This is a genomic window from Chelonobacter oris (genome assembly GCF_000772535.1).
GTDB lineage: Bacteria > Pseudomonadota > Gammaproteobacteria > Enterobacterales > Pasteurellaceae > Chelonobacter > Chelonobacter oris.
The window spans coordinates 172,303-195,642 of sequence record NZ_JSUM01000006.1; the positions used below are offsets into that span (position 1 = coordinate 172,303).

Below are 23,340 nucleotides of genomic sequence, written 5' to 3' on the forward strand. Positions count from 1 at the left end.
TTTGGTTTTTTATTCTGTGCATTCAGCACCTGTTACCCACCATTCTAGCCCTTTAAAAATTTTGATCATTGGATATAAATTGATTGCATACATTACTTTTTCTAATCCGAATAGGATCACCCACACCTTGAAAAGTGCGGTTTAATCCCCAATATAAGGATTAAGTTTTGTGTTTGGATAATAATGACGAGGTAACGACCGTGCCGCTATTGATTCTATTTGCCGTTTTCGGCATCTATGTTTATCTGGAACTCTCGCTCTTGGTGACGATCGGCAGTGCCGTCGGCGTTTTCCCGCTGATTTTGCTGCTGATTCTCTCCTCACTTATCGGCATCATATTGATACGTCTGCGCGGCTGGTACACCATGATTCGGATTCAACAGCAACTTGCCAAAGGCGAAATGCCGACACACAGCCTGTTTCAAGCCGCACTTTGGCTGCTTGCCGGTATACTGTTCGTGATTCCGGGATTAGTGAGTGATCTGTTGGCGATTATCCTCTTACTACCGATTACCGCTCGCTTTCTGGAAAAAGTGCTCGCCAATAAAATAAAATCGTTTGCCTTTGTCAGCGGCTTTGGGCGTCGTCAATCTCAAGCAAACACAGAAGACGGCACTGTATTTGAAGCCGAATACGATAAAAAAGTCGATGAAAACAAACGCTTGCCGTAATCCGTTCGGCATATCGGGCAACACGAAGGTTATTCGTTTAAACTAGCGGGCTGATTCTGCTTTTCGAGTAAAAAAATTGCGCTTTACCCCCTTGAAACCGAAACGGCTTGCCCATATAAAGATGTCACTTGTTTATTAAACCGCACTTGGCTTTTTTAATCAGGTTCAAGGGCTGTTTTTGATTGTTCTACCAACCATAAATCAGGAGAAAAATGAGATGAATATTCGTCCGTTACATGATCGTGTCATTATCAAACGCGAAGAAGTTGAAACCCGTTCTGCGGGCGGCATTGTGCTGACCGGCTCGGCTGCAACCAAATCTACCCGTGCCAAAGTTCTGGCCGTGGGCAAAGGTCGCATTCTGGAAAACGGCAGCGTACAGCCGTTAGATGTCAAAGTCGGTGACACCGTGATTTTCAATGAAGGCTATGGTGTGAAAAACGAAAAAATCGATGGCGAAGAAGTCTTGATTATTTCTGAAAACGATATTCTGGCAATTGTCGAATAAGCGTTTTTATTTTTAGTATAACTATTTGTAATAAAAGGAATATAACATGGCAGCAAAAGATGTAAAATTTGGTAACGACGCCCGCGTAAAAATGTTACAAGGGGTGAACGTATTGGCAGACGCCGTAAAAGTCACACTGGGGCCTAAAGGCCGTAATGTCGTATTGGACAAAGCGTTCGGCGCACCGACCATCACCAAAGACGGGGTTTCCGTTGCACGTGAAATCGAATTGGAAGACAAATTCGAAAACATGGGCGCTCAAATGGTGAAAGAAGTCGCATCCAAAGCCAACGATGCCGCCGGTGACGGCACCACCACCGCAACCGTACTGGCGCAAGCCATTGTCAATGAAGGCCTGAAAGCCGTTGCCGCCGGTATGAACCCGATGGATTTAAAACGCGGTATTGACAAAGCCGTTGTCGCCGCCGTAGAAGAATTGAAAAAATTATCCGTCCCTTGTGCCGATTCCAAAGCAATCGAACAAGTCGGCACGATCTCTGCCAACTCTGACACGATTGTCGGTAAACTGATTGCCGAAGCGATGGATAAAGTAGGTAAAGAAGGCGTGATCACCGTCGAAGACGGCAGCGGGCTGGAAGATGAATTAAATGTGGTTGAAGGTATGCAGTTCGACCGTGGTTACCTCTCCCCTTACTTCATCAATAAACCGGAAACCGGCAGCGCCGAGCTGGAAAACCCGTATATTTTACTGGTTGATAAAAAAATCTCCAATATCCGTGAATTATTACCCATTTTAGAAGCCGTTGCTAAAGCCGGTAAACCACTGTTTATCGTGGCGGAAGATGTGGAAGGCGAAGCACTGGCGACCTTAGTGGTCAACACCATGCGCGGTATCGTCAAAGTTGCTGCAGTGAAAGCGCCGGGCTTCGGTGATCGCCGTAAAGCCATGCTGCAAGATATTGCGGTATTGACTGCCGGTACTGTGATTTCCGAAGAAATCGGCATGGAACTGGAAAAAGCCACTATCGAAGAATTGGGTCAAGCTAAACGTGTTGTCATCACCAAAGACAATACCACGATTATCGACGGTATCGGTGATCAAGCTCAAATCAGCGGCCGTGTGGCACAAATTCGCCAACAAATCGAAGAGTCTTCTTCAGACTACGACCGTGAGAAATTACAAGAACGTGTCGCCAAACTGGCCGGCGGTGTTGCTGTAATCAAAGTCGGCGCGGCAACCGAAGTCGAAATGAAAGAGAAAAAAGCCCGTGTTGAAGATGCCCTGCACGCGACCCGTGCTGCGGTAGAAGAAGGCGTGGTTGCCGGCGGTGGCGTGGCACTGGTGCGTGTTGCGGCAAAACTGGCCGAACTGACCGGTGACAACGAAGAACAAAATGTGGGAATCAAACTGGCACTGCGTGCAATGGAAGCGCCATTGCGTCAAATCGTCAACAATGCCGGCGAAGAAGCCTCTGTTGTGGCACGTAACGTGAAAGACGGTGAAGGCAACTACGGTTACAATGCGTCAACCGAAGTGTACGGCGATATGGTTGAAATGGGTATTTTGGATCCAACCAAAGTAACCCGTTCTGCGCTGCAATTCGCCGCTTCGATTGCCGGTCTGATGATCACAACCGAATGTATGGTCACCGAACTGCCGAAAGCCGAAGCGCCTGATATGGGTGCCGGAATGGGCGGCATGGGTGGAATGGGCGGCATGATGTAATAAACCGCACTTTCAGCCGATGAAATAAACCCGATAATGCAATCATTATCGGGTTTTTCTTGTTTATAACTGTCTATTTTTGCGGTTCATCAGCCGAATAAAATCGGGACTACCAACACAGTGGCGATCATTACGATAACCGTAAACGGCACGCCGATTTTTAGAAAATCCGAGAATTTATAACCGCCCGGGCCAAGCACCATGGTATTCACCGGTGAAGAAACCGGCGTCATAAAAGCGGCTGAGGCGGCAACCGCAACCGTGATCACAAACGGCAACGGTGAAGCATTCAACTCATGTGCCAAAGCAACTGCAATCGGGGTCATCAAAATCGCAGTCGCCGTATTGGAAATAAATAAACCGACCGAGGCGCACAGTATAAACAGGCTGACTAAAATCGCATGAATCCCCCAATCGCCGACCAGATCCAATAATCCGCTAACCGCCAAACCGATTCCACCGGTTTTATCCAATGCAATGGCAAACGGCATCATGCCGACAATCAAAATCAGGCTGGGCCAATGTACCGAATTATAAGCGCTTTGCGCATCAATACAGCGGAATTTCGCCATCATCATGCAGGCAATCAGTGCCGCAATAACATTCGGTACCATTCCCGTCACCATTAATGCCACCATGGTGATAACCGATAAAATTGCGTGCGGCGCTTGTGTTAACGCCGGCGCCACCTGATCAATTTCACTCGGGTAATTCAGCATAAAAAAATCCTGATTGCTGCTGCGCAATTCATTAATCTGCTTCCATTCCCCGATCACCAGATATTGATCTCCGGTGCTGATTTCCACGTCTCCCAATTCGGTATTAATCAGCTTGTTGCCGCGTTTGACACCGGCGACAATCAACCCGTACTTATTTTGAAACTGAATATTGCGAATGGTTTTGCCCAAATTGGGGCTTTCCGGAATCGGCGATATCTCCGCCATACCGACCGATTTGGATTTTTCACTGAAATAGTTGCCGCGCACCGCCATCGGTTTTAATTTGTATTCTTCACAAAAAGAGAGCCAGTCCAACTCCTTATCGGCAATATCTAACAGCAGAATGTCTTTTTCACGCAATTCCGTCAACGCGGAAGCCGTTACCACAATATGGCGGATTCGGCGCCAACGCTCGACCGCAACGACTAAAATATTATATTTTGAATGTAGATGCAGTTCGTCCAGCGTTTTACCGATTAACGGAGAATCCGGCATAATCAACGCCTGTTTGGAGCGCCCTTGCAGCCGGTAATTGACGATAAGATCGTTCATCGAAGTGCGGTTATAGTTGGCTTTCGTTTTATCGGCGCTGTCGCTGCTATCCAACAAACGGCGTACGACCAGCATATACCCGATTCCCAACACCAGTACCATCAATCCAATCGGCGTAAAAGTAAAAAAGCTCAGTGCCGGCTGCCCCGCCCGTACCAATTCGGCATTAGCAATCAAATTCGGCGGTGTGGCAATCAACGTCATCATACCGCTGATGAGACCGGCAATACTGAGCGGCATCATCAAACGTTTAGGGGAGATATTCATTTGGCTGCAAATCGCAAGCACCACCGGGATAAAAATGGCGACAATGCCGGTCGAACTCATAAATGCCCCTAGTCCTGCAACCGCCACCATTAACAAAATAAGAATTTTGACCTCGTTGTTGTTGGCGACTTTAATCAGCCATTCGCTGACCTGATAAGCCACCCCGGTGCGAAGCAGCCCTTCCCCGACAACAAACAACAGCGCTATCAGAATAATATTCGGATCGCTGAAACCTGCTAAAATTTCTTGCACCGTCAGGATACCGCTCAGACTGAATGCAATCATCACCAGTAATGCAATCGCATCAATGCGCAATTTATTTGTCATAAATTGCCAAACTGCAATCAATAACAGCAGCAACACCCACGACAACTGTGGATTAACGGGTAAAATCCGCGCCCAAAACTCCATAATTATACTCTGCTCCTTGTCTCTGCTTTTTGCTGCTTTACTATATCACAGAAGCCAACACGGATTGAGCCGAAATCACATAAAGTATGCTGATATTAAAAACCGATTGTTTACTCTTTTTGCCGATAATATCAAGCTGCGTTTTTACCGCGCAATTGGTGGATTGTATTGGTCACTACGCCGCGTAATGCCAGTTCGTCTAAGGAATCCACCTGCAAATTACCGCATCTGGAATCGAGCGAAAAAAAGACCAATTTATTCTGCTGTACCGAAAAAAACTCATACAGCTGCAAACCGCCGTCCTGTTCAATCACCACCAGATCGCCGGGGTTAATCGAAGAATTTTCTTCGATCACCAGCATATCCCCCTGTTCAATACCCCATGATGTCAGGTTAGGATTTTTCACTCGCATAAAAAAAGTGTGTTTAGGTTTTTTAATACAATATAAATTCAAGTCCATTTTATATTGAACCGCACTTTTTTGATCAAAATGAAAACTGGACTGATGATAATCGTCATACAACGGCATTGGCTGATAGGAGTAACCGCCACCCGCACTTTTATTTATACTGTTATACATTTCGCTGCCTCCGTTTACTTGAAACTGCCACCGCACAATACTGTTTTTTTATACAGTTATTTATACTGTTTTTTTATACAGCTTTCAAGCTGTTTTTATACCGATCCGAAAAAAGATCCCGTGATCATAAAATCCCTTGAATATCATCATGATTATTCTGCAACTTTATTAACGAATAGATAAAAAAATTCACTAAAAACAGATATAACCATATTAAAATCACGCTTTTTTTAATTTTCTGTTTTATTCTTGAAAATTTTGCGCTAATCTTAGGCGGAATCTCCTGACCGAGATGACATATTTAACCGGTAAAACTACCATTTCATTCACCATAAAAAGAAGAACACTATGAGTAACTCAAATCACTTTTTAACCAAACTCTTGTTTCAAGGAAGTTTGATTACCAAGATTGCGATCGGCCTTGTGCTCGGGATCATCGTCGGTTTAATCGCTCAGCCTTTATCACCAACCTTAGGATTCAACCTCGCCGAAAGTGTGACTATTTTAGGAACGCTGTTTGTTCGCGGTTTGCGCGCCATCGCGCCGATTCTGGTTTTCATTTTGGTGTTATCCGCCATTGCCAACCGTAAACCGAGTAATGCCGATCACAGCAGCAAAGCGATGAAATCGATCGTCATCCTGTATATTCTCGGCACATTTTTAGCAGCGCTCGTTGCCGTTATCGCCAGCTTCCTGTTCCCGACCCATTTAACTCTGGTTACCGGCAGTTCGGAGCTTAGCCCGCCGCAAAATGTCAGTGACGTCGTCATCACCGTGTTAATGAATATTGTCGACAATCCGATTCAGGCGCTATTCAATGCGAATTATATCGGCATTCTGGCTTGGGCCATCGGGCTGGGGATTGCTTTACGCCACGCTTCCGAAAGCACCAAACGTATTATTCATGAGTTGGCGGAAGCCGTTACCATGATTGTGAAAGTGGTGATTGCCTTTGCACCGTTCGGGGTATTCGGCCTGGTTGCAGCGGCAATGGCCGACAAAGGGCTGGAAGAATTGGGCGCTTATGCCCGCCTGCTGTATGTGTTGGTTGGCTCCATGCTGTTTGTCGCCTTTATTATCAACCCGATTCTGGTGTTCTGGCACACCCGTAAAAACCCATATCCGTTAGTATGGACCGCCGTGCGTGAAAGCGGTTTGACGGCTTTCTTCACTCGCAGTTCCGCCGCCAATATTCCGGTCAATATGAACTTGGCGAAACGCCTTAACCTGAATGAAGAAATTTATTCGGTCTCTATTCCGCTCGGTGCGACCATCAACATGGCAGGCGCTGCGATCACCGTCACTGTGCTGACATTAGCAGCGGTTGCCACATTGGGCATCGAAGTCAGTTTCGGCACCGCACTTTTACTGAGTGTCGTCGCCAGTATCTGTGCCTGTGGTGCGTCCGGTGTTGCCGGCGGTTCACTGCTTTTGATTCCGTTGGCATGCAGCCTGTTCGGTATTCCGAATGATATTGCCGTTCAGGTTATCGGTGTCGGCTTTATTATCGGGGTAATTCAAGATTCGGTCGAAACCGCGTTGAACTCCTCTACCGACGTGGTGTTCACGGCGGCAGCGGATCTTGCGGAACAACGCAAAAACGGTTAATTTCCACCTGTTTCCGATTTATCAAGCGAATCCGATCATGAAAAACGGATTCGCTTTTTTATCCGCCCAAAACACACAAGGAAAGCCATGCAAACCGCCATTCAATTACAGCAAGCCGAGATCAAAATTACCAATCGATTGTTTTTAAAAATCGCCGATTTTCAAATCAAACCGAATGAATTTGCGGTCATCGTCGGACATAACGGCAGCGGTAAAAGCACATTGGCCAAATTTCTGGCGCAGAACAAAGCGCCTTATCAAGGCGGCTACCGCAACCATTTTGAACACATCGCTCTGCTCTCTTTTGAACAACAGCAACAGATTATCGAACAAATTTATCGCGATCTGAATAATGACTGCGTTGATCCGGATTATCACGGGAAAACCGCCGCCGAACTGATTTTGGAAGAGCGGCAGGATTCAAGCGGCTTGAATTCGCTGGCGCAAACATTGAAGATAACCGCCCTGCTGAACCGACCGTTCAAACTACTGTCCACCGGTGAAGGGCGTAAAGTATTACTTGCCAAAGCCCTATTCAGCCGTCCGCAGCTATTGATTCTGGACGAACCGTTCGAAGGTTTGGATCACGCCTCGCAATGTTACTGGCAGCAGCTATTGTCGGATTTATGCCGACAGATGACCGTCATTCTGATCATTAACCGACTGGACGATATTCCGGCGCAAGCCGACAGTATCGCGATGTTGGATAATTGCCGCCTGCTGTTGCAGGCAAATGCCGCCGAGATAAGCGCCAGCCCGGTGTTCCGGCAATTGCGTGCCGCCGAAAGTGCGGTTCGGCAGCCCGTTCCTGATGCCGCAGAGCCGTCGCCGAAATTGCCTGACGGGCTGAATACGGTTTTTGATCTGCAAAATATCAACGTACGCTACGGCGACAAAATCATTCTTAACGGATTAAACTGGCAAGTCAAACCGGGCGAAAACTGGTGGGTTAAAGGCCCGAACGGTTGCGGAAAATCAACTTTACTTGCGCTTATCAACGGTGATCACCCGCAGGCATTCAGCAATCGGGTGAAAATTTTCGGTAAACAGCGCGGTAGTGGTGAAACCGTATGGGAAATCAAGCAAAAAATCGGTTTTCTCAGCAATCAGTTTCATCTCGATTATCGGGTCAACTGCAATGCATTAGCGGTGATTGCTTCCGGTTATTTTGACTCCATCGGCATCTACCAAACAATCCCCGACAGTATCCGCATCAATGCACTGCAATGGTTGGAGCGAATCAAAATGCGGCAATTTGCCGATAAGCCTTTTCGTTCGCTTTCTTGGGGGCAACAACGGTTACTGCTGATTGTGCGTGCAATGGTGAAACATCCGCCGGTTTTGATTTTGGACGAGCCGTTGATGGGATTGGACGGCATTAATCGGCATTTAGTTCTGACATTTATCGGGCAGTTGATCGACAATAGCCGAACACAGTTGCTGTTTGTCTCACACCACTTAGAAGACCAACCGAAATGCATTAACCGCACTTTTGAATTTATTGCAAATGGTGAAACTTACGATTATTATCAAAGCGAGACGCAATAAATCCAATTATCAATAACCCAGTAGGGAGGAACCAATACATGGAATTTCTGGACGGACTGCCGCTTGTCGCCCTGTTTTTTGTACTGTTCATTATTTTTACGCTGTTTTCAGCCCTAAAAACCGTATCGCAAGGATACCACTGGACGATCGAACGTTTCGGTCGCTATACCCGTACCTTAACGCCGGGTCTGAATTTTATCGTGCCGTTTATCGACAGGGTCGGTCGCAAAATCAATATGATGGAACAGGTGTTGGATATTCCGTCGCAAGAAGTTATTTCCAAAGACAACGCCAATGTCTCGATTGATGCAGTCTGTTTCGTACAGGTGGTCGATGCGCGTAATGCGGCGTATGAAGTCAACCATCTGGAACAAGCGATTATCAATCTGACCCTGACCAATATTCGGACGGTTCTCGGCTCGATGGAGCTGGACGAAATGTTGTCGCAGCGTGACTCCATCAATAGCCGTCTGCTGACTATCGTTGATGAAGCGACCAATCCGTGGGGAGTGAAAGTCACCCGTATTGAAATCCGTGATGTCCGCCCGCCGAAGGAGTTAATCGATTCGATGAACGCCCAGATGAAAGCAGAACGGAATAAACGTGCCGATATTCTGGAAGCGGAAGGCGTGCGCCAAGCAGCTATTTTACGTGCCGAAGGGGACAAACAATCACGCATTCTGCAAGCCGAAGGGGAAAGACAGGAAGCATTCTTACAGGCCGAAGCCCGTGAACGTGCCGCCGAAGCCGAAGCAAAAGCTACACAAATGGTCTCTGACGCTATTGCACAGGGCGACACCAAAGCGATTAATTATTTTATTGCGCAAAAATATACCGAAGCGCTACAAAAAATCGGACAAGCAGAAAACAGCAAAGTAGTGTTAATGCCGCTGGAAGCCGGCAATCTGATCGGCTCGATTGCAGGGATCAGCGAATTATTGAAAACCACCAAATAGCGCAGGCAAGCGAGGTCGTCAATGGAATGGTTCAGCACATGGGTGTTTTGGTATTGGTTGATTTTAGGCTTTGTCCTGCTGATTGGTGAAGCCGTTATTCCGGGTATTTTTCTGCTTTGGTGGGGGCTCGCCGCTTTTATCGTCGGGATACTGAACAGTATGCTGAACATTCCCGTTGCTTGGGATTGGATTATCTTTGCCGGCCTGGCCGTCATTGCCGGTTTAATCTGGTGGCGCTACCAACATCGTAAAGATCAGCAGGAAGATCCGCATACCGCACTTAATCAGCGCGGCATTGCAATGTTGGGTCAGCAGGGCATTGTTACCGAAATACAGCAAAACCATATCGGGCGTGCGCACTTTGGCGATACCACTTGGCGCATTAAAGGGGAGAACCTGCAAAACGGCGACGTGGTTAAAGTCACCTCAATCAACGGTATTACCCTCAATGTTGAAAAAATATCAGGATAGTACAAAATGCAGCATTTGATTATTTATGCCCACCCCAATCTGCACAGCTTCACCAAAGCCGTGGTTGATTCAATCACGGCAGTAAGTAAAAAGTGCGGTTATGACTGCACGATACGCGATTTATACCGCATGGGTTTCGACCCGATTTTGTCATACGAAGAGTTGCAAGGCTCCTACCAAGGCATTGTGGCGGCAGAAATCCGCCATGAACAGGAACTGATTCGGCAAGCGGATCTGATCACACTGGTTTACCCGTTATGGTGGATGGGTTTTCCCGCTATTCTGAAAGGCTATCTGGATCGGGTGCTGACCCACGGCTTTGCCTATAAAACCGAAAACGGCATTTCACAAGGCTTGCTCAATGGCAAAAGACTGTGCCAATTCGTATTAATCGGCAGCCGTCTGGCGGAATATCAAAAGTGCGGTTTCGACAAATCAATCAAGGATATGCTGGTGGACGGGCTGTTTAATTATTGCGGCATTAGCGATATTCAACATACGATTTTTGACGAGATTCACATTATCGATCAAGCCGCCCGACAAAAGCTGTTGCAGCAAGCGGCAGAAATAACCCGACAAAATCTGTCGTCGTAACTGCATAATCCCTGCCGGCGCTTTCCGGCAGGATTGGAAACAGGCTCATGCAAATCAATCAACTACTGACATTGGCAATAATTTTATACAAAATCGTCGATAATTGTTGCATTTCCTCCTCAGAAATCCCCTCAAAAACCGCATGAATATTGCGCCACTGCTGCGGCAACCGCTCTTTGATAAACGCTTTACCTTTGTCGGTTAATTTTAATTCGAAACAACGGCGATCCGCATCACTGACAACCCGCTCAATCCAGTTTCTACTCACCAGTTCATCAGATATGCGAGTAGCATTGGTGCGCGAAGATCCCAAAATACTGCTCAATTTCGAAGGTTGAATCGTATGTTCCTGCTGGGTATACAAGACCACCAGCGCCATAAACAGCGTATCATTCAAATCCCAGTCTTTCAGCAAACGGCTGCGATGCTCCAAATAACCGCTGGCAGAGTGCAGCAATAACCGGATTAATAACACTTTGTCCAACGGCAAATCCGGCTCCGATTGGGCACATTGTTTGATTGACGCTTCTATCTCGGCAAAATTTCGCATAAATACTTCCTCTCATTTCTACATAGTCCGATTATTTTATAGTAACAATAGTTATTATAAAAGCAGGAAAGCGTATTTTCTTTCCCGGTAAAGATTACCTTCTGAAAAATGTAAACAAATTGTTTAATTTGTGTGAAGCAGATCAACATTTCGTAAAATACCGTTTTACTAACATGTTATGATTGCTTATCTTGAAATGGCTGTTTTCACGCTTTCATCAACGATAAACCAGAGGATCATCCCATGAAACTACAGAATACCCTCTTCAAAATCCTTTCTTCTGCCGGCGCACTTGCACTGCTGGTTTCTGCAAATGCGTTTGCGGCTGATCCGATTGTGATCAAATTCTCGCATGTAGTGGCTGATGAAACCCCAAAAGGTCAAGGTGCCCTGCTGTTTAAAAAATTGGTTGAAGAAAAATACCCGAACCAAGTCAAAGTCGAAGTCTATTCCAACTCCTCACTATACGGTGACGGTAAAGAAATGGAAGCCTTATTATTGAACAATGTACAAATGTTGGCTCCGTCTTTAGCGAAATTCGACAAATATGCACCGCAAATCCAGTTATTCGACTTGCCGTTCCTGTTTGACGACATCAATTCGGTAGAACGTTTCGAAAAAAGCGAAGCCGGCAAAAGCCTGCTTAACAGTATGAGCGACAAAGGCATTACCGGACTGGGATATTGGAACAACGATCTGAAACAGCTTTCCGCCAACAAAGCGTTAAGAGTGCCGAGAGACGCCCGCGGTCTGAAATTCCGGGTACAAAATTCGGAAGTGCTGGATGCTCAGTTCAAGCAGCTGAACGCCGTACCGCGTAAAATGGCATTCAGTGAAATGTATCAGGGTTTGCAAACCGGTGTGGTTAACGGTGCGGAAAACCCGTATTCCAACATCTATTCGCAAAAAATTCATGAAGTACAAAAATACATTACGGAATCCAACCATGGGCTGTTGTCTTACATGGTTATCGTCAATACCAAATTCTGGGAAGGCTTGCCGGCTGAATTGCGCACCGGCTTAAGCGAAATCATGATGCAGGTCAGTGATGAAGTGAACAAGAAATCTCACGAATTCAATCTTGCCGACAAACAAAAAATTCTCGATGCCAAAACAACCAAAATCATTTATTTAACCCCGGAAGAAAGGGCGCAATGGCGTGAAGCGATGCGTCCGGTCTGGAAAAAATTCGAAGCGTCTATCGGTGCCGAACTCATTCAAGCCGCCGAAGCCTCCAATCAACCGTAATCTTCCCGTTCAAAGTGCGGTTTCCGACCGCACTTTCTCCGCATCTCGTTTTAAGGAATAACCTATGAAGTTGCTTGAATTCTTGTGGGGAAAGATGGAGGAGGTCATGATCGCCTTTTCATTGGCGTTAATGACGACTATCACCTTTGTCTATGTATTGTTTAATAATATCTACTCCCCGTTTTATGATTTGGCTGATGCCTATCCGTCCATGGAATCCCTGTTTCTGCCGATTGCCGATTTTTCCATTACCGTTGCCCAAGAGATGACTTGGAGCGTAGCGTTGACCAAACTGTTTTTTGCCATGCTGATCTTCTTCGGCGCATCTTACGGCGTGCGCACCGCCGGACATATCGGCATTGATGCGGCCGTAAAAAAATTCAGCACGCCGGTTCAACGCCGTATCAGCATCGTCGCCTGTCTTGCCTGTTTACTGTATGCCGCCATGATCGCCTATGCCAGTATCGAATGGGTCAGCGCGATGTTTCAGGCAAAAATCGGCGCAGAAGATCTGCAACATTTCGGTATTCAGCTGTGGCATATCGGTTTGATTGTGCCTATTGGCTACCTCATGATCTTTATTCGTTTTGCCGAAATTTTTGTGCGCCTACTGAAAGGACAGCAAAATGATTTGGGATTGGCGGATGAAACCAAAGATGCCATGAAATTACAAGAAACAGAGAATCATTAAGGAGCCGTTATGACTGTCGTCTTTCTGTTTATTTGCCTATTCGCCTTAATGCTGATCGGCGTTCCCGTTGCGGTCGCACTCGGCTTATCCGGCTCCTTGATTATCATCTTTTTCAGTCAGGATTCCATCAGCTCGGTGGCGATCAAGCTGTTTGAAACATCGGAACATTACACCCTGCTGGCCATTCCGTTTTTCCTTCTGGCAGGGGCGTTTATGACGACCGGCGGCGTAGCCCGCCGACTGATAGACTTTGCCAATGCGACCGTCGGTCATATCCGCGGCGGTTTGGCGATTGCCTCAGTGATGGCGTGTATGTTGTTTGCCGCACTTTCCGGCTCCAGCCCGGCGACGGTTGCTGCGGTCGGTTCGATTGCCATCGCCGGCATGGTACGATCCGGCTATCCGATTGAATTCGGTACTGGTATTATCTGCAATGCCGGCACGTTAGGCATTCTGATTCCGCCGTCAATCGTGATGGTGGTATATGCCGCCGCCACCGAATCGTCAGTCGGCCGCCTGTTCATGGCGGGCGTTGTGCCCGGTTTGCTCTTGGGCGGAGCGTTAATGCTGGCAATTTATATTATCGCCCGTCTGAAAAATCTGCCGGCACTGCCGCGCGCTTCCGTCAAAGAGTGGTTCAGTGCCGCCCGCAAGGCGCTGTGGGGATTAATCCTGATGGTCATCATTCTCGGCGGTATCTACAGCGGCGCCTTTACCCCGACCGAAGCCGCTGCCGTCGCTGCGATATATTCTTTCTTCGTTGCGGTATTCGTCTACAAAGACATCAAACTGAAAGCGTGTCCGAAAGTCTTGCTGGAAGCCGGCAAACTCAGCATTATGCTGATGTTTATTATTGCCAATGCCATGTTGTTCGCCCATGTTTTAACCACCGAACAAATTCCGCAGCAACTCACGGCATTGGTCGCCGAAATGAATTTGCAGCCGTGGCAATTCCTGATTGTGGTCAATATCGTATTATTGATTGCCGGTGCATTTATGGAGCCTTCCGCCATTATTCTGATTTTAGTCCCGATTCTGTTTCCGATCGCCATGCAGTTAGGCATTGATCCGATTCATTTGGGGATTATTATGGTGGTCAATATGGAAATCGGCATGATTACTCCGCCGGTCGGGCTCAATCTGTTCGTCTCTTCGGCCATTACCAATCTCAGCCTGCCGCAAGTGATTCGGGCGGCAACGCCTTGGCTGTTGCTGATGTTGGGTTTCCTGATTGCCATCACCTATATTCCGGCCATTTCACTGTCGCTGCCGAACTGGATCGGTGCAATGTAGTTGCCCATACCGCACTTTACGCCGTTACGGTTAAAGTGCGGTTTAACCGGGTTTTGCGCGCTAATTTTTTTCTTTCAATTTCTCTCTGAGCAGCTGCTTCAGTTGGTTGCTCAATTTTTTATCTACGTTGATTCGATACTGCGGTGAACGGCACGGGCCGAATAAACTGACCGGAAGCTGATATTGTGCATATCCTTCCATTGTCGGTAACAAACGTAATTCTAAACGGCACGTGAAATCGGTTAATGCCATTTCCCCTTTGCCGTTTAAATTCAAATCATCTCCGAATGCTTGGATACGCTTCAATTTGACGGTTTGGCGATTCCAGTCCAGCGCCACATTCACTTGGTTAAACGGCGTAACCGCACGATCGGCATATTGCGCCGCACCTTGCCGAATCGGATAATACTGGCTGATCATCTCAAGCAGATTCAAGCCGTTAAGTGCGGTATCCATCACCTTTAACTGCAATGTTCCCTCACTTAAAACGCCTTGTTCAAATACCGCCTTGCCGTCAAAATCCGTCTTGCCGTCAAGCAATACCGGCAGCTGTAAAAATGTCAATAACGGTGCCAACAACACGTTTTTTCCACTCAGGGTTAAATGTTGTTTTTGCGGTTCCGAAAGCGACGTGATCGATAAACGCCCGCCCGCCTGATCAAGCTGCAAGTACAAGCGCGGCGTCCCCGCTTCCGCCGAGATAACAATATGTGCAATCGCATCGCTTATCATTAGCCGATTTAACTGCGCCTGCCGTGCCGCCACTTGCCAAAGCGCCTGCTGCCGTGAAAAAGAGAGCATGTCCGCCTTGAAATCCAACGTGCGGTTATTCAAAAAATAATCCGCCGCCATCTCCGCATGAAACACTGGATTGTGCAATTCAATCCCATTGGCAAAACGCCGCACTGCACCACTGAATTGCAGCTTATCACGATTGATCGTCTCGGCTACCATTGCCAGCGTTGCGGCGTGATAAACGGAATCAATATCCGTCAGTTCAAGATCGATCTTATCCAGTATCGTCTGCTTTTCGTCACTGACAACCCCGCCGACAAGCGCCGCCCGTTTAATGCTCGGCGAAAACCCGAGTAAAGCGAACCAGCCGAAGCGTAATGTCGCCCGTTCTGCCGAAACGCTCCAGTCACCATAGTGATATTGCGGCTGCGATAAGATTAAAGTCGGAATAGGAAAATAGGCCAGTTCAGCCTGTCGAAACTGGACATTCGGAATGTGCTGCAAAGATTCGGTGAGTGTACGTTCCAGGCGTGCGCTTTGGGAGTACAGCAGAAAACCCAGCGCGGCTGCTCCGACAACCACAGAATACAACACGCGCTTTTTCCACATGCGAGGCTAATCCTCGTCGATACGGCTGGCAACCGCACCTTGTTGGTTTTTGTATTTCGCATTACTGCGACTGTTATACGGTTTTGCCGCATCGCCGCTTAAAATTTCAAAACTCAGCGCCCCAATAACCATTTTAGGGCGCAATGCCAGCGGCAGTTTTCCCGAATTATAAAATTCCAGCACGATCTTGCCTTCCCAACCCGGATCAATACGGTGGGCGGTGACATGCACCATCAATCCCAAGCGTGCCAACGAAGATCGCCCGTCCAGCCAACCTATTACGTTGGCCGGCAGTTTCACCGATTCGTAGGTGGTCGCCAGTGCCAATACGCCCGGGTGCAGAAAAAAAGCCTCATCGTCGTTCAGTACGATTTCATCACTCATCACCCGTTCCAGCTGTGCCGACACTTCTTCTTTCGGGCCGCTCAGATCAATATAAGGCGCACTGTATTCACGGAACACCCGAAACGAATTCCCCAAACGCACATCAACCGTTGCGCCGTTAATTTTGTCGTTTGCCGGACGCGGATCGAGCGCAATAATGCCTTGATCCAGATAAGATTCAATATCACGATCACATAATCTCATGCCGTTTCCTTGTCATTATTTCTGTTTTAACATTTGTAAAATTTGCGCTTTCAAAATATTAATCGCAATCCGGTTTTTGCCGCCGCGCGGCACGATAATATCGGCAAACTGTTTCGACGGCTGGATAAACTGTAAAAACATGGGGCGCACGGTTTTGCGATACTGCGATACTACTGATTCCAAACTCCTGCCGCGCTCCTGCATATCCCGTTGTAAACGGCGGATAAAGCAGATATCCAACGGTGCATCAACAAAAATCGAAGCATTCAACTCTCTACGCAAGCGCTCGTCCGTCAGCAATAAAATCCCTTCCAGAATAATCACTCGACGCGGCCGGAATTCACGACTGTTAGGGGTGCGGGTGTGTTCCACATAACTGTATTCCGGCACTTGGATCGCTTCGCCACGCTTTAATTGCTGTAAGTGTGAAACCAGCAGATCATGATCCATCGAACTGGGATGATCATAATTGGTTTCGATCCGTTGTTCGAACGACAGATGACTTTGATCCTTATAATAGGAATCTTCCGAAATAATACCGATGTCGCTACCGCCGACTTCCTCACACAACTCTTTGTGAATCGTAGAAGCGATTAAACTTTTACCGGATGCCGAAGCGCCGGCAATGGCAATAATAATGGTGTTGGTGTCGGCTCGTGCGTTGGAATTTGCCGTGCTGTCGCTCATAATCAATCCTTGTAATCAATTTTATAAAGTATAACAAGATTTAGCGGATTACGCACCCGCCCAATCAGGCAGAAACCGCATAGACCTTGAATTTATTGGTTTTTGCCAACACCCGATGGCTGCCGAATTCACCGTCCAGCCACTGTGCATACGGCAAAAAGGCATTTGCCACGATACGCAGCTCGCCCCCCTGCCGTAAAAACCATTTTGATTGCCGAACCAATTCCTGCACCGCACGATAAGCGGTATCAATCCCGTCATGAAACGGCGGGTTGGAAATAATCAGATTAAATTTACCGCTGATGTCGGAAAATACATCGCTGGCGACCACATCCGCCGCCAACCGATTCTCTGCCAACGTACGTTCGGCGGAAGCCAGCGCCATGGCGTGAATATCACTCATGACCAATTCCAATGACGGATTTTGCCGTTTCAGATAACTACCGATCACACCGGCGCCGCACCCCAAATCCAGCACGCGTCCCTGTATCTTGTCTGTCAGCGTGGAAAGCAAAAGTGCGGTCCCCTGATCCAGTTCACCGGCGCTGAATACGCCCGGCAGGCTGTAAACGGTCAATTCCGGTAATTGCGGGTGGCGGTAAGATTTCCAATACGCCGACAAGTCGAAGTGCGGTTTTTGTCGCAACTGAAAACGGTACAGCCCGCAACGGCGGGCTGAGTCGATTTTATGAATATCACCGAACGGCTGCAAAATTTTCTCTGCTGAACGAACACCGCTACGGTTCTCGCCGATCAACAACAGCTCCTGCCCTAGCGGCGCCTGCGCCAGCAATTGCATTAACTGAAAAACCACTTCCTGTTTGTTTTTACTCCAGTAATAGACAATCAAATCGGCATCATGGCGGTTTTCTATGCAAAATTCGGTTTCGACCGCACTTTTCATGTTGCGCACATAATCATAATAACAACTGATCGCTTTTACCGAGCGACTTTTTTTTAGCTGTGCCGGAAAAGCATCCGTCAAACAACCGGCAAACAACACCGATTTATCCTCGAAAAAGGCGAGATGGCGCTGCAAAACTTGACTTTCAACTGAAATCACTGTAAATCCTGATGGTTATTGGTTAAAATTAACGGCATTATAGCTTGTTTTCCGCCGTTTATTAAGGATCCTTATGCCGTTGCGCCGTAGCGTATTGTTACAACAAATGGGAATCGACCAATGGGTTTTACGTCGACCGCAAACCCTGAAAGGTGCAGCGGCCATTGCGGTGGCAGACAATATCAAACTGCTGCTGGTGAGCGAACATCCCCCTGTCGTCACCCCATTTTTACAAGACATTTACCGTGCTCTCGGCATTTCGGCGCAAGACTGCCTATCAGTCAACCGAGAACAGCTGACCCGTTTGACGATTCCGCAGCCGCTGGCAGTCTGGGTGCTGGGTGAAAATCCGCCGCTCGACACACAAATCCTGACCGCACTTGAACAACATAATACGCTGTTTACGCCGCTCGATCGGCAAACCCTGTCGCACAATCCGCAAGCCAAACGCCAACTCTGGCAGCAGTTACAACAATTTCACTTACAAGAAGAAAAGCGATGATCGACATTCTGCCGCTACAAACGGACGATTTTGCACGGTTGTACCAAATCGAACAACAGGCGCACATCACGCCGTGGTCAAAAGGTACGCTGCTGAATAATCAGGGGGAGCGCTACCTGAATTTAAAACTGCTCAAAAACAACAATATCGTCGGTTTCGCAATTTGCCAAACCGTGCTGGACGAAGCAACGCTGTTCAATATTGCGATCGATCCCGCTTATCAAAAACAGGGCTTGGGCGAGCAATTATTGCTACGGCTGATAGCCGACCTGCGACAAAGTGCGGTTTTGACCCTGTGGTTGGAAGTGCGCCGCTCCAATCTGGCGGCACAAAAGCTGTATGACCGCTTGGGCTTCAACTTGGTGACGACTCGCCCGAATTACTATCCGACCAACGACAACCGGCGTGAAGATGCGCTGGTGATGGCATTATATTTGTAAAAAGCCACCGTTTCCCGTGCAATATCGGGCGGTGGCTTTTCACAGTCACGTAAGAAACGCCTGTGTTTAGGCTTTCTTTAAAAATTCCGATTTCAGCGCCAGACTGACGCCATCGATTTTACAATCCACATTGTGATCGGAATCGACCAAACGGATATTTTTCGCTTTGCTGCCTTTTTTCAGCACCAGCGAAGAGCCTTTGACTTTCAAATCCTTAATCAAAATCACGGAATCCCCGTCTTGCAGGCGATTTCCGTTACTGTCTTTCACGATAAATTCATCACTGCTGTCGGCAACATCTTCTTCGCTCCACTCATTGCCGCAATCGGGGCAGACAAATTGAATGGTATCGTGGTAAACATATTCCCCGTGACACTTAGGGCAATTCGGCATCTGTTCCATATTTTTTCCTCTAATAAAATTCGGGGCGCAGTATAGCATAAAAAAACGCTTTGTGCCGAAAGCACAAAGCGTTTAGTCATTTGTCGTTAACGATTCGATTAAGCCACGACACCGAATTTTTCTTTGACAATCGCTTCAAAATCGGTACAACCGCCGATCGGCTGTTCATCAATGAAAATTTGCGGCACGGTTTGGACTTCTTTACCGACCGATTTTGACAAATCGGCTTTGCTGATGCCTTCAGCAATAATATCGACATAGCGATAATCGAAATCATCACGGCTATTTTTCAATTTTTCAGCCAATTCTTTGGCACGAACACAATACGGGCAGCCCGGACGACCAAAAATAACGGTAAACATATGATTACTCCTGAACAGTTAGTCAATTTACAAAACATTATTATTCTAGCCGATTCAATCAAAAATAAGAAAAGATTTTTCCGCATTACTGTGATTGGTGTAATATATTGATCTATTCTGCCTAACAGTCATGCTTAGTTATTGGAGATTTCCCCATGCCAATTCAAAATTCGACGGTTAAAACCGCACTTGCACACCGCTCTATTCGTAAATTTGCCGACCGCCCGATAGACGAGGAAACACGGCAAATACTGATTGAATGCGCCCGTGCCGCCTCAACGTCCAACCATCTGCAATGTATTTCGATCATTCGAGTCACCGACAAAGCGGTGCGCGAACAACTGAAGCACTATGCTTCCGATCAGCAATATGTGGCGAGCGCCGCCGAATTTTGGGTTTTCTGTATTGATTTTCACCGCCACCACCGGATTCTGCCGCAAGCGCAAACCGATTATACCGAAGTGTTGATGATCGGTTGTGTCGACAGCGGCATTATGGCGCAAAATGTGCTGCTGAGTGCCGAATCATTGGGGCTGGGCGGCGTCTATATCGGCTCAATCCGCAATAAAATTCAGGAAGTCGGCGATTTGCTGAAGTTGCCCGAGCATGTTGTTCCGGTAGTCGGGCTGTGTCTGGGATATCCCGATCAAGATCCGCCGTTGAAACCGAGACTGCCAAGTGCGGTTTTGGTCAGCGAAAATCATTACCGCCCGCTTGAGCCGCAAATTTTACAGGATTACGATCGTCAGGTTGCCGATTACTACCGGCAGCGCAGCCAAATTGAGATGGATTGGTCGCGCAACGTGATAAAAACGCTGGATAAACCGGTGCGCCCCCACATACTGAATTATTTACAACGGCAAGGTTTTGCCAAAAAATAATCGGTGGCGACGATGAAACTGTTAATGCTTTGCCGTGAACCGCGCCTGTATAGTTGCCGGCGTTTACTTGAAGCCGCCGAAACTTGCGGCCATACGCTGGACATCCTCGACCCCAATCGCTGTTTGCTGAAACTCGATCAAGAACAGACCCGACAATTTAAAATCTATTATCAGCCCCGATTTGATCAAACACCGTATCTGCTGCCGCACTATGATGCCGTTATTCCGCGCTTCGGCTCCGGCAGCACCGCAATGGGTTGTGCTTTGCTGCGCCACTTTGAAGCGATGGCGATTCCTTGTCTCAACGGCTCACAGGCTTTTTTAAACGCTCGCGACAAATGGCACAGCCTGATGCTGCTGCAACAGCACGGTCTTGCCGTTCCGCCGAGTGCATTGTGCGGTAACGAATTTGACGCCAACTATGCGGTCAATCAGGTCGCCTCGCCGACAATTCTGAAAACCTTGTCCGGTTCACAAGGCATCGGCGTCATGCTGGCGGAAAAACGACAAAGTGCGGTCAGCATTTTAGAAACGTTAAAGCAAGCGAATATCGCCTCGTTACTGCAAGATTTTATCCATGAAGCCAACGGTTCGGATATTCGCTGTTTCGTGATCGGCGACAATATAGTTGCCGGTATGCAGCGCAGCGGTCAAAACGGAGAATTTCGCGCCAATGCCCACCGCGGCGGACGTGCCGAAACAGTGCGGCTAAGCCGTCAAGAAAAAACACTGGCACTCAATGCGGTGCGGACAATGGGGCTTGATATTGCTGGTGTCGATATTATCCGTTCCAACCATGGGCCGTTAATTTTGGAAGTTAATGCCAGCCCCGGCCTTGAACTGATTGAAAAAACAAGCAAAATTGATATTGCCCTACAAATGTTGATCTATTTGGAGAAACAGATACAGCAACAACATACGGAAACGCAAATGCGAAATACTGCATAATTTCACGCTTGAACGGTTGCTTGATACACTCGAATTGTTTATGGTTATATCACTTGATAATAATGCTATAGGAATAAAAAAATGATTATTTACCTGCACGGTTTTGATTCCAACAGTCCGGGAAACCATGAAAAAATCCTGCAATTAAAATTTATCGACTCTGATGTGCGCTTTGTCAACTACAGCACGCTGCACCCGCGCCACGATATGCAGCATCTGCTGAACGAAGTACATAAACTGATCAATGAAAGCCAAGATCCGCAGCCGATGATTTGCGGTGTCGGCTTGGGCGGATATTGGGCGGAGCGAATCGGTTTTTTATGCGGCATCAAACAAGCGATTTTCAATCCGAACTTATTCCCGTATGACAATATGCAAGGCAAAATCGACCGTCCGGAAGAATATCAGGATATTGCGACCAAATGCGTACAAAATTTCCGTGAGAAAAATCGTGGCAAATGTTTAGTCTTTCTTTCGACCGAAGACGGCATTTTGAATTCGCAACACAGTGCCGAGACACTGTCGCCGTTTTATGAGATAGTCTGGGACGAAACGGAAAGCCACAAATTTAAAAAGATCTCGCATCATCTTCAGCGTATTGCTGAATTTAAACGGCAACATTAAGCGCAAACGCAAGTGCGGTATGGTGACCTAATGACCGCACTTCGCATTCGGCACGCTTCAAATTTGATAAAACTCCAGCGGCAAACCGTCCGGATCCTTGAAAAAGGTGAATTGTTTGCCGGTCAGCGGATCAAGACGAACAGGCTCGCAACAAACATTGTGCTGCTGTAAATAGCGGACGGCAAGTTGGATCTCTGCGACTTTAAAAGCCAAATGACGCAGCCCGCAGGCTTCGGGGGTGGTTTGACGCGGCGGTGGTTCAGGGAAAGAAAACAGTTCAATTCGGCTACCGTCGGCAAAAGCTAAATCCAATTTATAACTTTGCCGTTCGGCACGGTAACTTTCTTCAATGATTTCAGCACCCAAAATGTCGCAATAAAAATGCTTCGAACGCTGATAATCGGAAGCAATAACGGCGACATGATGAAAACCAAGAATCGGCGTTGCCATCGTAACCGCACTTTGCTAATTGATCACCCGACGGGATTGGGTGTAATTTCTCGCCCAATAGCTTTCGGATAAGGAGTTGGTGGTCACGCCTTTACTAGTGCTGGCATGAATAAAGCGATTATCGCCGATGTAAATGCCGACATGGTTGTTTTTACGGAAGAAAACCAAATCGCCGAATTCCAGCTGACTTTTATTGATTTTCTTGCCGACATGGCGTTGTTCGGCGGTACTGCGCGGCATATCAATGCCGAATGCCCGTTCAAAAGCGTTCAGGACGAATGCGGAACAGTCAATCCCGTTTTTACTCGTCCCGCCTAAACGGTAACGCACCCCTTGCCAGTTATTATAGAAATCATGTAATTTGGCGAATTGATCAAGGGTCACACCGTTGCCGGTATTTTCCGGCAGGTTGGTGCGAATGCTCGTATCTTGCGATTGAGAAACGCTTTGCGACCCGCTATTGCTACAGGCACTCAACGCGGCAACCGCTAAAATTAAAATCAGTTTACGCAACATCATCATTATCAATTAGTTAATATTCATCTTCAAAAAACGTTTCGATTCTACGTGAAGCTTGACCTCCTTTCCAGTAAAAACCGATTTTTCATCGAAGATAAACGCATTTTTTTGACGGACTTCAAAAAATCGTAAGCAGATTTGCCGAATAACAAGAGATTATCTAATTGCAAACTGC

The 23,340-nt window shown here is 47.3% G+C and carries 27 protein-coding genes; 16 read left to right on the forward strand and 11 right to left on the reverse strand.

Going from position 1 to position 23,340, the window contains the following annotated elements:
- The first annotated feature begins 167 nt into the window (after nucleotides 1-167).
- The 3 genes from OA57_RS05055 (at nucleotide 168) to groL (ending at nucleotide 2,866) form a co-directional block, all read left to right on the forward strand.
- The gene (locus OA57_RS05055; protein ID WP_235424634.1) at nucleotides 168-671 is read left to right on the forward strand and encodes an FxsA family protein; all 504 of its coding nucleotides are present in this window, start codon (nucleotides 168-170) and stop codon (nucleotides 669-671) included.
- Nucleotides 672-888: 217 nt separating this feature from the next.
- Nucleotides 889-1,179 (forward strand): co-chaperone GroES, encoded by a 291-nt coding sequence (locus OA57_RS05060; protein ID WP_034614268.1) that lies wholly within the window; start codon nucleotides 889-891, stop codon nucleotides 1,177-1,179.
- Nucleotides 1,180-1,225: 46 nt separating this feature from the next.
- On the forward strand, nucleotides 1,226-2,866 hold the full coding sequence (gene groL / locus OA57_RS05065; protein ID WP_034614271.1) for a chaperonin GroEL: 1,641 nt from the start codon (nucleotides 1,226-1,228) through the stop codon (nucleotides 2,864-2,866).
- Nucleotides 2,867-2,955: 89 nt separating this feature from the next.
- Here the strand turns inward: groL and OA57_RS05070 are convergent, their stop codons facing one another.
- Together OA57_RS05070 and OA57_RS05075 are read right to left on the reverse strand one after the other, a co-directional pair.
- Complete coding sequence (locus OA57_RS05070; protein ID WP_034614274.1) at nucleotides 2,956-4,815, reverse strand: SLC13 family permease; 1,860 nt, start codon at nucleotides 4,813-4,815, stop codon at nucleotides 2,956-2,958.
- Nucleotides 4,816-4,946: 131 nt separating this feature from the next.
- Complete coding sequence (locus OA57_RS05075) at nucleotides 4,947-5,396, reverse strand: LexA family protein (protein ID WP_052122381.1); 450 nt, start codon at nucleotides 5,394-5,396, stop codon at nucleotides 4,947-4,949.
- Between the two features lie 348 nt (nucleotides 5,397-5,744).
- Here OA57_RS05075 and sstT point away from each other — a divergent pair, with 348 nt between their 5' ends.
- The 5 genes from sstT to OA57_RS05100 all read left to right on the forward strand — a co-directional run bounded on the left by sstT (nucleotide 5,745) and on the right by OA57_RS05100 (nucleotide 10,573).
- Nucleotides 5,745-7,004 (forward strand): serine/threonine transporter SstT, encoded by a 1,260-nt coding sequence (gene sstT / locus OA57_RS05080; RefSeq protein ID WP_034614276.1) that lies wholly within the window; start codon nucleotides 5,745-5,747, stop codon nucleotides 7,002-7,004.
- Between the two features lie 87 nt (nucleotides 7,005-7,091).
- A complete protein-coding gene (modF, locus tag OA57_RS05085; RefSeq protein WP_034614288.1) occupies nucleotides 7,092-8,552 on the forward strand; it encodes a molybdate ABC transporter ATP-binding protein ModF in 1,461 nt (486 codons plus the stop codon).
- A gap of 38 nt (nucleotides 8,553-8,590) precedes the next feature.
- Nucleotides 8,591-9,508: an SPFH domain-containing protein gene (locus OA57_RS05090; protein WP_034614291.1), complete on the forward strand. Its 918-nt coding sequence runs from the start codon at nucleotides 8,591-8,593 to the stop codon at nucleotides 9,506-9,508.
- A 21-nt stretch (nucleotides 9,509-9,529) separates the two neighbouring features.
- Nucleotides 9,530-9,979, forward strand: coding sequence for an NfeD family protein (locus OA57_RS05095; protein ID WP_034614293.1), 450 nt, complete (start codon nucleotides 9,530-9,532; stop codon nucleotides 9,977-9,979).
- Nucleotides 9,980-9,985: 6 nt separating this feature from the next.
- Entirely contained in the window at nucleotides 9,986-10,573 is a 588-nt protein-coding gene (locus tag OA57_RS05100) for an NAD(P)H-dependent oxidoreductase (protein WP_034614296.1), read from the forward strand.
- A gap of 58 nt (nucleotides 10,574-10,631) precedes the next feature.
- On the opposite strand, the gene mprA is transcribed toward OA57_RS05100, so the two are convergent.
- Complete coding sequence (gene mprA, locus OA57_RS05105) at nucleotides 10,632-11,123, reverse strand: transcriptional repressor MprA (protein WP_034614298.1); 492 nt, start codon at nucleotides 11,121-11,123, stop codon at nucleotides 10,632-10,634.
- 243 nt (nucleotides 11,124-11,366) lie between these two features.
- On the opposite strand from mprA, the gene OA57_RS05110 reads away from it, so the two are divergent.
- The 3 genes from OA57_RS05110 (at nucleotide 11,367) to OA57_RS05120 (ending at nucleotide 14,355) form a co-directional block, all read left to right on the forward strand.
- The gene (locus OA57_RS05110; RefSeq protein WP_034614301.1) at nucleotides 11,367-12,371 is read left to right on the forward strand and encodes a TRAP transporter substrate-binding protein; all 1,005 of its coding nucleotides are present in this window, start codon (nucleotides 11,367-11,369) and stop codon (nucleotides 12,369-12,371) included.
- A gap of 64 nt (nucleotides 12,372-12,435) precedes the next feature.
- Nucleotides 12,436-13,062 carry a TRAP transporter small permease gene (locus tag OA57_RS05115; RefSeq protein WP_034614304.1) on the forward strand — a complete coding sequence of 209 codons (627 nt, stop codon included), beginning with the start codon at nucleotides 12,436-12,438 and terminating at the stop codon, nucleotides 13,060-13,062.
- Between the two features lie 9 nt (nucleotides 13,063-13,071).
- Entirely contained in the window at nucleotides 13,072-14,355 is a 1,284-nt protein-coding gene (locus OA57_RS05120; RefSeq protein ID WP_034614307.1) for a TRAP transporter large permease, read from the forward strand.
- A 60-nt stretch (nucleotides 14,356-14,415) separates the two neighbouring features.
- On the opposite strand, the gene OA57_RS05125 is transcribed toward OA57_RS05120, so the two are convergent.
- The 4 genes from OA57_RS05125 to rsmC all read right to left on the reverse strand — a co-directional run bounded on the left by OA57_RS05125 (nucleotide 14,416) and on the right by rsmC (nucleotide 18,037).
- Complete coding sequence (locus OA57_RS05125; RefSeq protein WP_034614309.1) at nucleotides 14,416-15,699, reverse strand: hypothetical protein; 1,284 nt, start codon at nucleotides 15,697-15,699, stop codon at nucleotides 14,416-14,418.
- Between the two features lie 6 nt (nucleotides 15,700-15,705).
- Nucleotides 15,706-16,287, reverse strand: a complete 582-nt coding sequence (gene dcd, locus OA57_RS05130) for a dCTP deaminase (protein WP_034614312.1) — start codon at nucleotides 16,285-16,287, stop codon at nucleotides 15,706-15,708.
- Nucleotides 16,288-16,302: 15 nt separating this feature from the next.
- The gene (gene udk / locus OA57_RS05135; protein ID WP_034614315.1) at nucleotides 16,303-16,974 is read right to left on the reverse strand and encodes a uridine kinase; all 672 of its coding nucleotides are present in this window, start codon (nucleotides 16,972-16,974) and stop codon (nucleotides 16,303-16,305) included.
- Nucleotides 16,975-17,038: 64 nt separating this feature from the next.
- On the reverse strand, nucleotides 17,039-18,037 hold the full coding sequence (gene rsmC, locus OA57_RS05140; RefSeq protein WP_034614318.1) for a 16S rRNA (guanine(1207)-N(2))-methyltransferase RsmC: 999 nt from the start codon (nucleotides 18,035-18,037) through the stop codon (nucleotides 17,039-17,041).
- Nucleotides 18,038-18,110: 73 nt separating this feature from the next.
- Here rsmC and OA57_RS05145 point away from each other — a divergent pair, with 73 nt between their 5' ends.
- On the forward strand, nucleotides 18,111-18,539 hold the full coding sequence (locus OA57_RS05145; protein WP_034614322.1) for a DNA polymerase III subunit psi: 429 nt from the start codon (nucleotides 18,111-18,113) through the stop codon (nucleotides 18,537-18,539).
- Complete coding sequence (gene rimI / locus OA57_RS05150) at nucleotides 18,536-18,979, forward strand: ribosomal protein S18-alanine N-acetyltransferase (RefSeq protein ID WP_034614324.1); 444 nt, start codon at nucleotides 18,536-18,538, stop codon at nucleotides 18,977-18,979. Before OA57_RS05145 ends, rimI begins: the two co-directional genes overlap by 4 nt.
- Before the next feature lie 66 nt (nucleotides 18,980-19,045).
- Here the strand turns inward: rimI and OA57_RS05155 are convergent, their stop codons facing one another.
- Together OA57_RS05155 and OA57_RS05160 are read right to left on the reverse strand one after the other, a co-directional pair.
- Complete coding sequence (locus OA57_RS05155) at nucleotides 19,046-19,381, reverse strand: zinc ribbon domain-containing protein YjdM (RefSeq protein ID WP_034614328.1); 336 nt, start codon at nucleotides 19,379-19,381, stop codon at nucleotides 19,046-19,048.
- A 98-nt stretch (nucleotides 19,382-19,479) separates the two neighbouring features.
- A complete protein-coding gene (locus OA57_RS05160; protein ID WP_034614330.1) occupies nucleotides 19,480-19,743 on the reverse strand; it encodes a GrxA family glutaredoxin in 264 nt (87 codons plus the stop codon).
- A 155-nt stretch (nucleotides 19,744-19,898) separates the two neighbouring features.
- Between OA57_RS05160 and nfsA the strand changes: the two genes are divergently transcribed.
- The 3 genes from nfsA (at nucleotide 19,899) to ycfP (ending at nucleotide 22,196) form a co-directional block, all read left to right on the forward strand.
- Nucleotides 19,899-20,624: an oxygen-insensitive NADPH nitroreductase gene (gene nfsA / locus OA57_RS05165; RefSeq protein ID WP_084589872.1), complete on the forward strand. Its 726-nt coding sequence runs from the start codon at nucleotides 19,899-19,901 to the stop codon at nucleotides 20,622-20,624.
- Between the two features lie 12 nt (nucleotides 20,625-20,636).
- A complete protein-coding gene (locus OA57_RS05170) occupies nucleotides 20,637-21,572 on the forward strand; it encodes a RimK family alpha-L-glutamate ligase (RefSeq protein WP_034614341.1) in 936 nt (311 codons plus the stop codon).
- An 81-nt stretch (nucleotides 21,573-21,653) separates the two neighbouring features.
- Nucleotides 21,654-22,196 (forward strand): alpha/beta hydrolase YcfP, encoded by a 543-nt coding sequence (gene ycfP, locus OA57_RS05175; protein WP_034614344.1) that lies wholly within the window; start codon nucleotides 21,654-21,656, stop codon nucleotides 22,194-22,196.
- A gap of 57 nt (nucleotides 22,197-22,253) precedes the next feature.
- On the opposite strand, the gene gloA2 is transcribed toward ycfP, so the two are convergent.
- Entirely contained in the window at nucleotides 22,254-22,646 is a 393-nt protein-coding gene (gene gloA2 / locus OA57_RS05180) for an SMU1112c/YaeR family gloxylase I-like metalloprotein (protein WP_034614347.1), read from the reverse strand.
- A gap of 15 nt (nucleotides 22,647-22,661) precedes the next feature.
- Entirely contained in the window at nucleotides 22,662-23,162 is a 501-nt protein-coding gene (locus OA57_RS05185) for an NlpC/P60 family protein (protein ID WP_034614528.1), read from the reverse strand.
- Between the last annotated feature and the right edge of the window lie 178 nt (nucleotides 23,163-23,340).

What these genes read in the sequence shown, in the direction of transcription:
- OA57_RS05060 (WP_034614268.1), top strand. Translation starts at nt 889, where the DNA reads ATGAATATTCGTCCGTTACATGATCGTGTCATTATCAAACGCGAAGAA.
- groL (WP_034614271.1), top strand. Translation starts at nt 1,226, where the DNA reads ATGGCAGCAAAAGATGTAAAATTTGGTAACGACGCCCGCGTAAAAATG.
- OA57_RS05070 (WP_034614274.1), bottom strand. Translation starts at nt 4,815, where the DNA reads ATGGAGTTTTGGGCGCGGATTTTACCCGTTAATCCACAGTTGTCGTGG.
- OA57_RS05075 (WP_052122381.1), bottom strand. Translation starts at nt 5,396, where the DNA reads ATGTATAACAGTATAAATAAAAGTGCGGGTGGCGGTTACTCCTATCAG.
- sstT (WP_034614276.1), top strand. Translation starts at nt 5,745, where the DNA reads ATGAGTAACTCAAATCACTTTTTAACCAAACTCTTGTTTCAAGGAAGT.
- modF (WP_034614288.1), top strand. Translation starts at nt 7,092, where the DNA reads ATGCAAACCGCCATTCAATTACAGCAAGCCGAGATCAAAATTACCAAT.
- OA57_RS05090 (WP_034614291.1), top strand. Translation starts at nt 8,591, where the DNA reads ATGGAATTTCTGGACGGACTGCCGCTTGTCGCCCTGTTTTTTGTACTG.
- OA57_RS05095 (WP_034614293.1), top strand. Translation starts at nt 9,530, where the DNA reads ATGGAATGGTTCAGCACATGGGTGTTTTGGTATTGGTTGATTTTAGGC.
- OA57_RS05100 (WP_034614296.1), top strand. Translation starts at nt 9,986, where the DNA reads ATGCAGCATTTGATTATTTATGCCCACCCCAATCTGCACAGCTTCACC.
- mprA (WP_034614298.1), bottom strand. Translation starts at nt 11,123, where the DNA reads ATGCGAAATTTTGCCGAGATAGAAGCGTCAATCAAACAATGTGCCCAA.
- OA57_RS05110 (WP_034614301.1), top strand. Translation starts at nt 11,367, where the DNA reads ATGAAACTACAGAATACCCTCTTCAAAATCCTTTCTTCTGCCGGCGCA.
- OA57_RS05115 (WP_034614304.1), top strand. Translation starts at nt 12,436, where the DNA reads ATGAAGTTGCTTGAATTCTTGTGGGGAAAGATGGAGGAGGTCATGATC.
- OA57_RS05120 (WP_034614307.1), top strand. Translation starts at nt 13,072, where the DNA reads ATGACTGTCGTCTTTCTGTTTATTTGCCTATTCGCCTTAATGCTGATC.
- OA57_RS05125 (WP_034614309.1), bottom strand. Translation starts at nt 15,699, where the DNA reads ATGTGGAAAAAGCGCGTGTTGTATTCTGTGGTTGTCGGAGCAGCCGCG.
- dcd (WP_034614312.1), bottom strand. Translation starts at nt 16,287, where the DNA reads ATGAGATTATGTGATCGTGATATTGAATCTTATCTGGATCAAGGCATT.
- udk (WP_034614315.1), bottom strand. Translation starts at nt 16,974, where the DNA reads ATGAGCGACAGCACGGCAAATTCCAACGCACGAGCCGACACCAACACC.
- OA57_RS05145 (WP_034614322.1), top strand. Translation starts at nt 18,111, where the DNA reads ATGCCGTTGCGCCGTAGCGTATTGTTACAACAAATGGGAATCGACCAA.
- rimI (WP_034614324.1), top strand. Translation starts at nt 18,536, where the DNA reads ATGATCGACATTCTGCCGCTACAAACGGACGATTTTGCACGGTTGTAC.
- OA57_RS05155 (WP_034614328.1), bottom strand. Translation starts at nt 19,381, where the DNA reads ATGGAACAGATGCCGAATTGCCCTAAGTGTCACGGGGAATATGTTTAC.
- OA57_RS05160 (WP_034614330.1), bottom strand. Translation starts at nt 19,743, where the DNA reads ATGTTTACCGTTATTTTTGGTCGTCCGGGCTGCCCGTATTGTGTTCGT.
- nfsA (WP_084589872.1), top strand. Translation starts at nt 19,899, where the DNA reads ATGCCAATTCAAAATTCGACGGTTAAAACCGCACTTGCACACCGCTCT.
- OA57_RS05170 (WP_034614341.1), top strand. Translation starts at nt 20,637, where the DNA reads ATGAAACTGTTAATGCTTTGCCGTGAACCGCGCCTGTATAGTTGCCGG.
- ycfP (WP_034614344.1), top strand. Translation starts at nt 21,654, where the DNA reads ATGATTATTTACCTGCACGGTTTTGATTCCAACAGTCCGGGAAACCAT.
- gloA2 (WP_034614347.1), bottom strand. Translation starts at nt 22,646, where the DNA reads ATGGCAACGCCGATTCTTGGTTTTCATCATGTCGCCGTTATTGCTTCC.
- OA57_RS05185 (WP_034614528.1), bottom strand. Translation starts at nt 23,162, where the DNA reads ATGTTGCGTAAACTGATTTTAATTTTAGCGGTTGCCGCGTTGAGTGCC.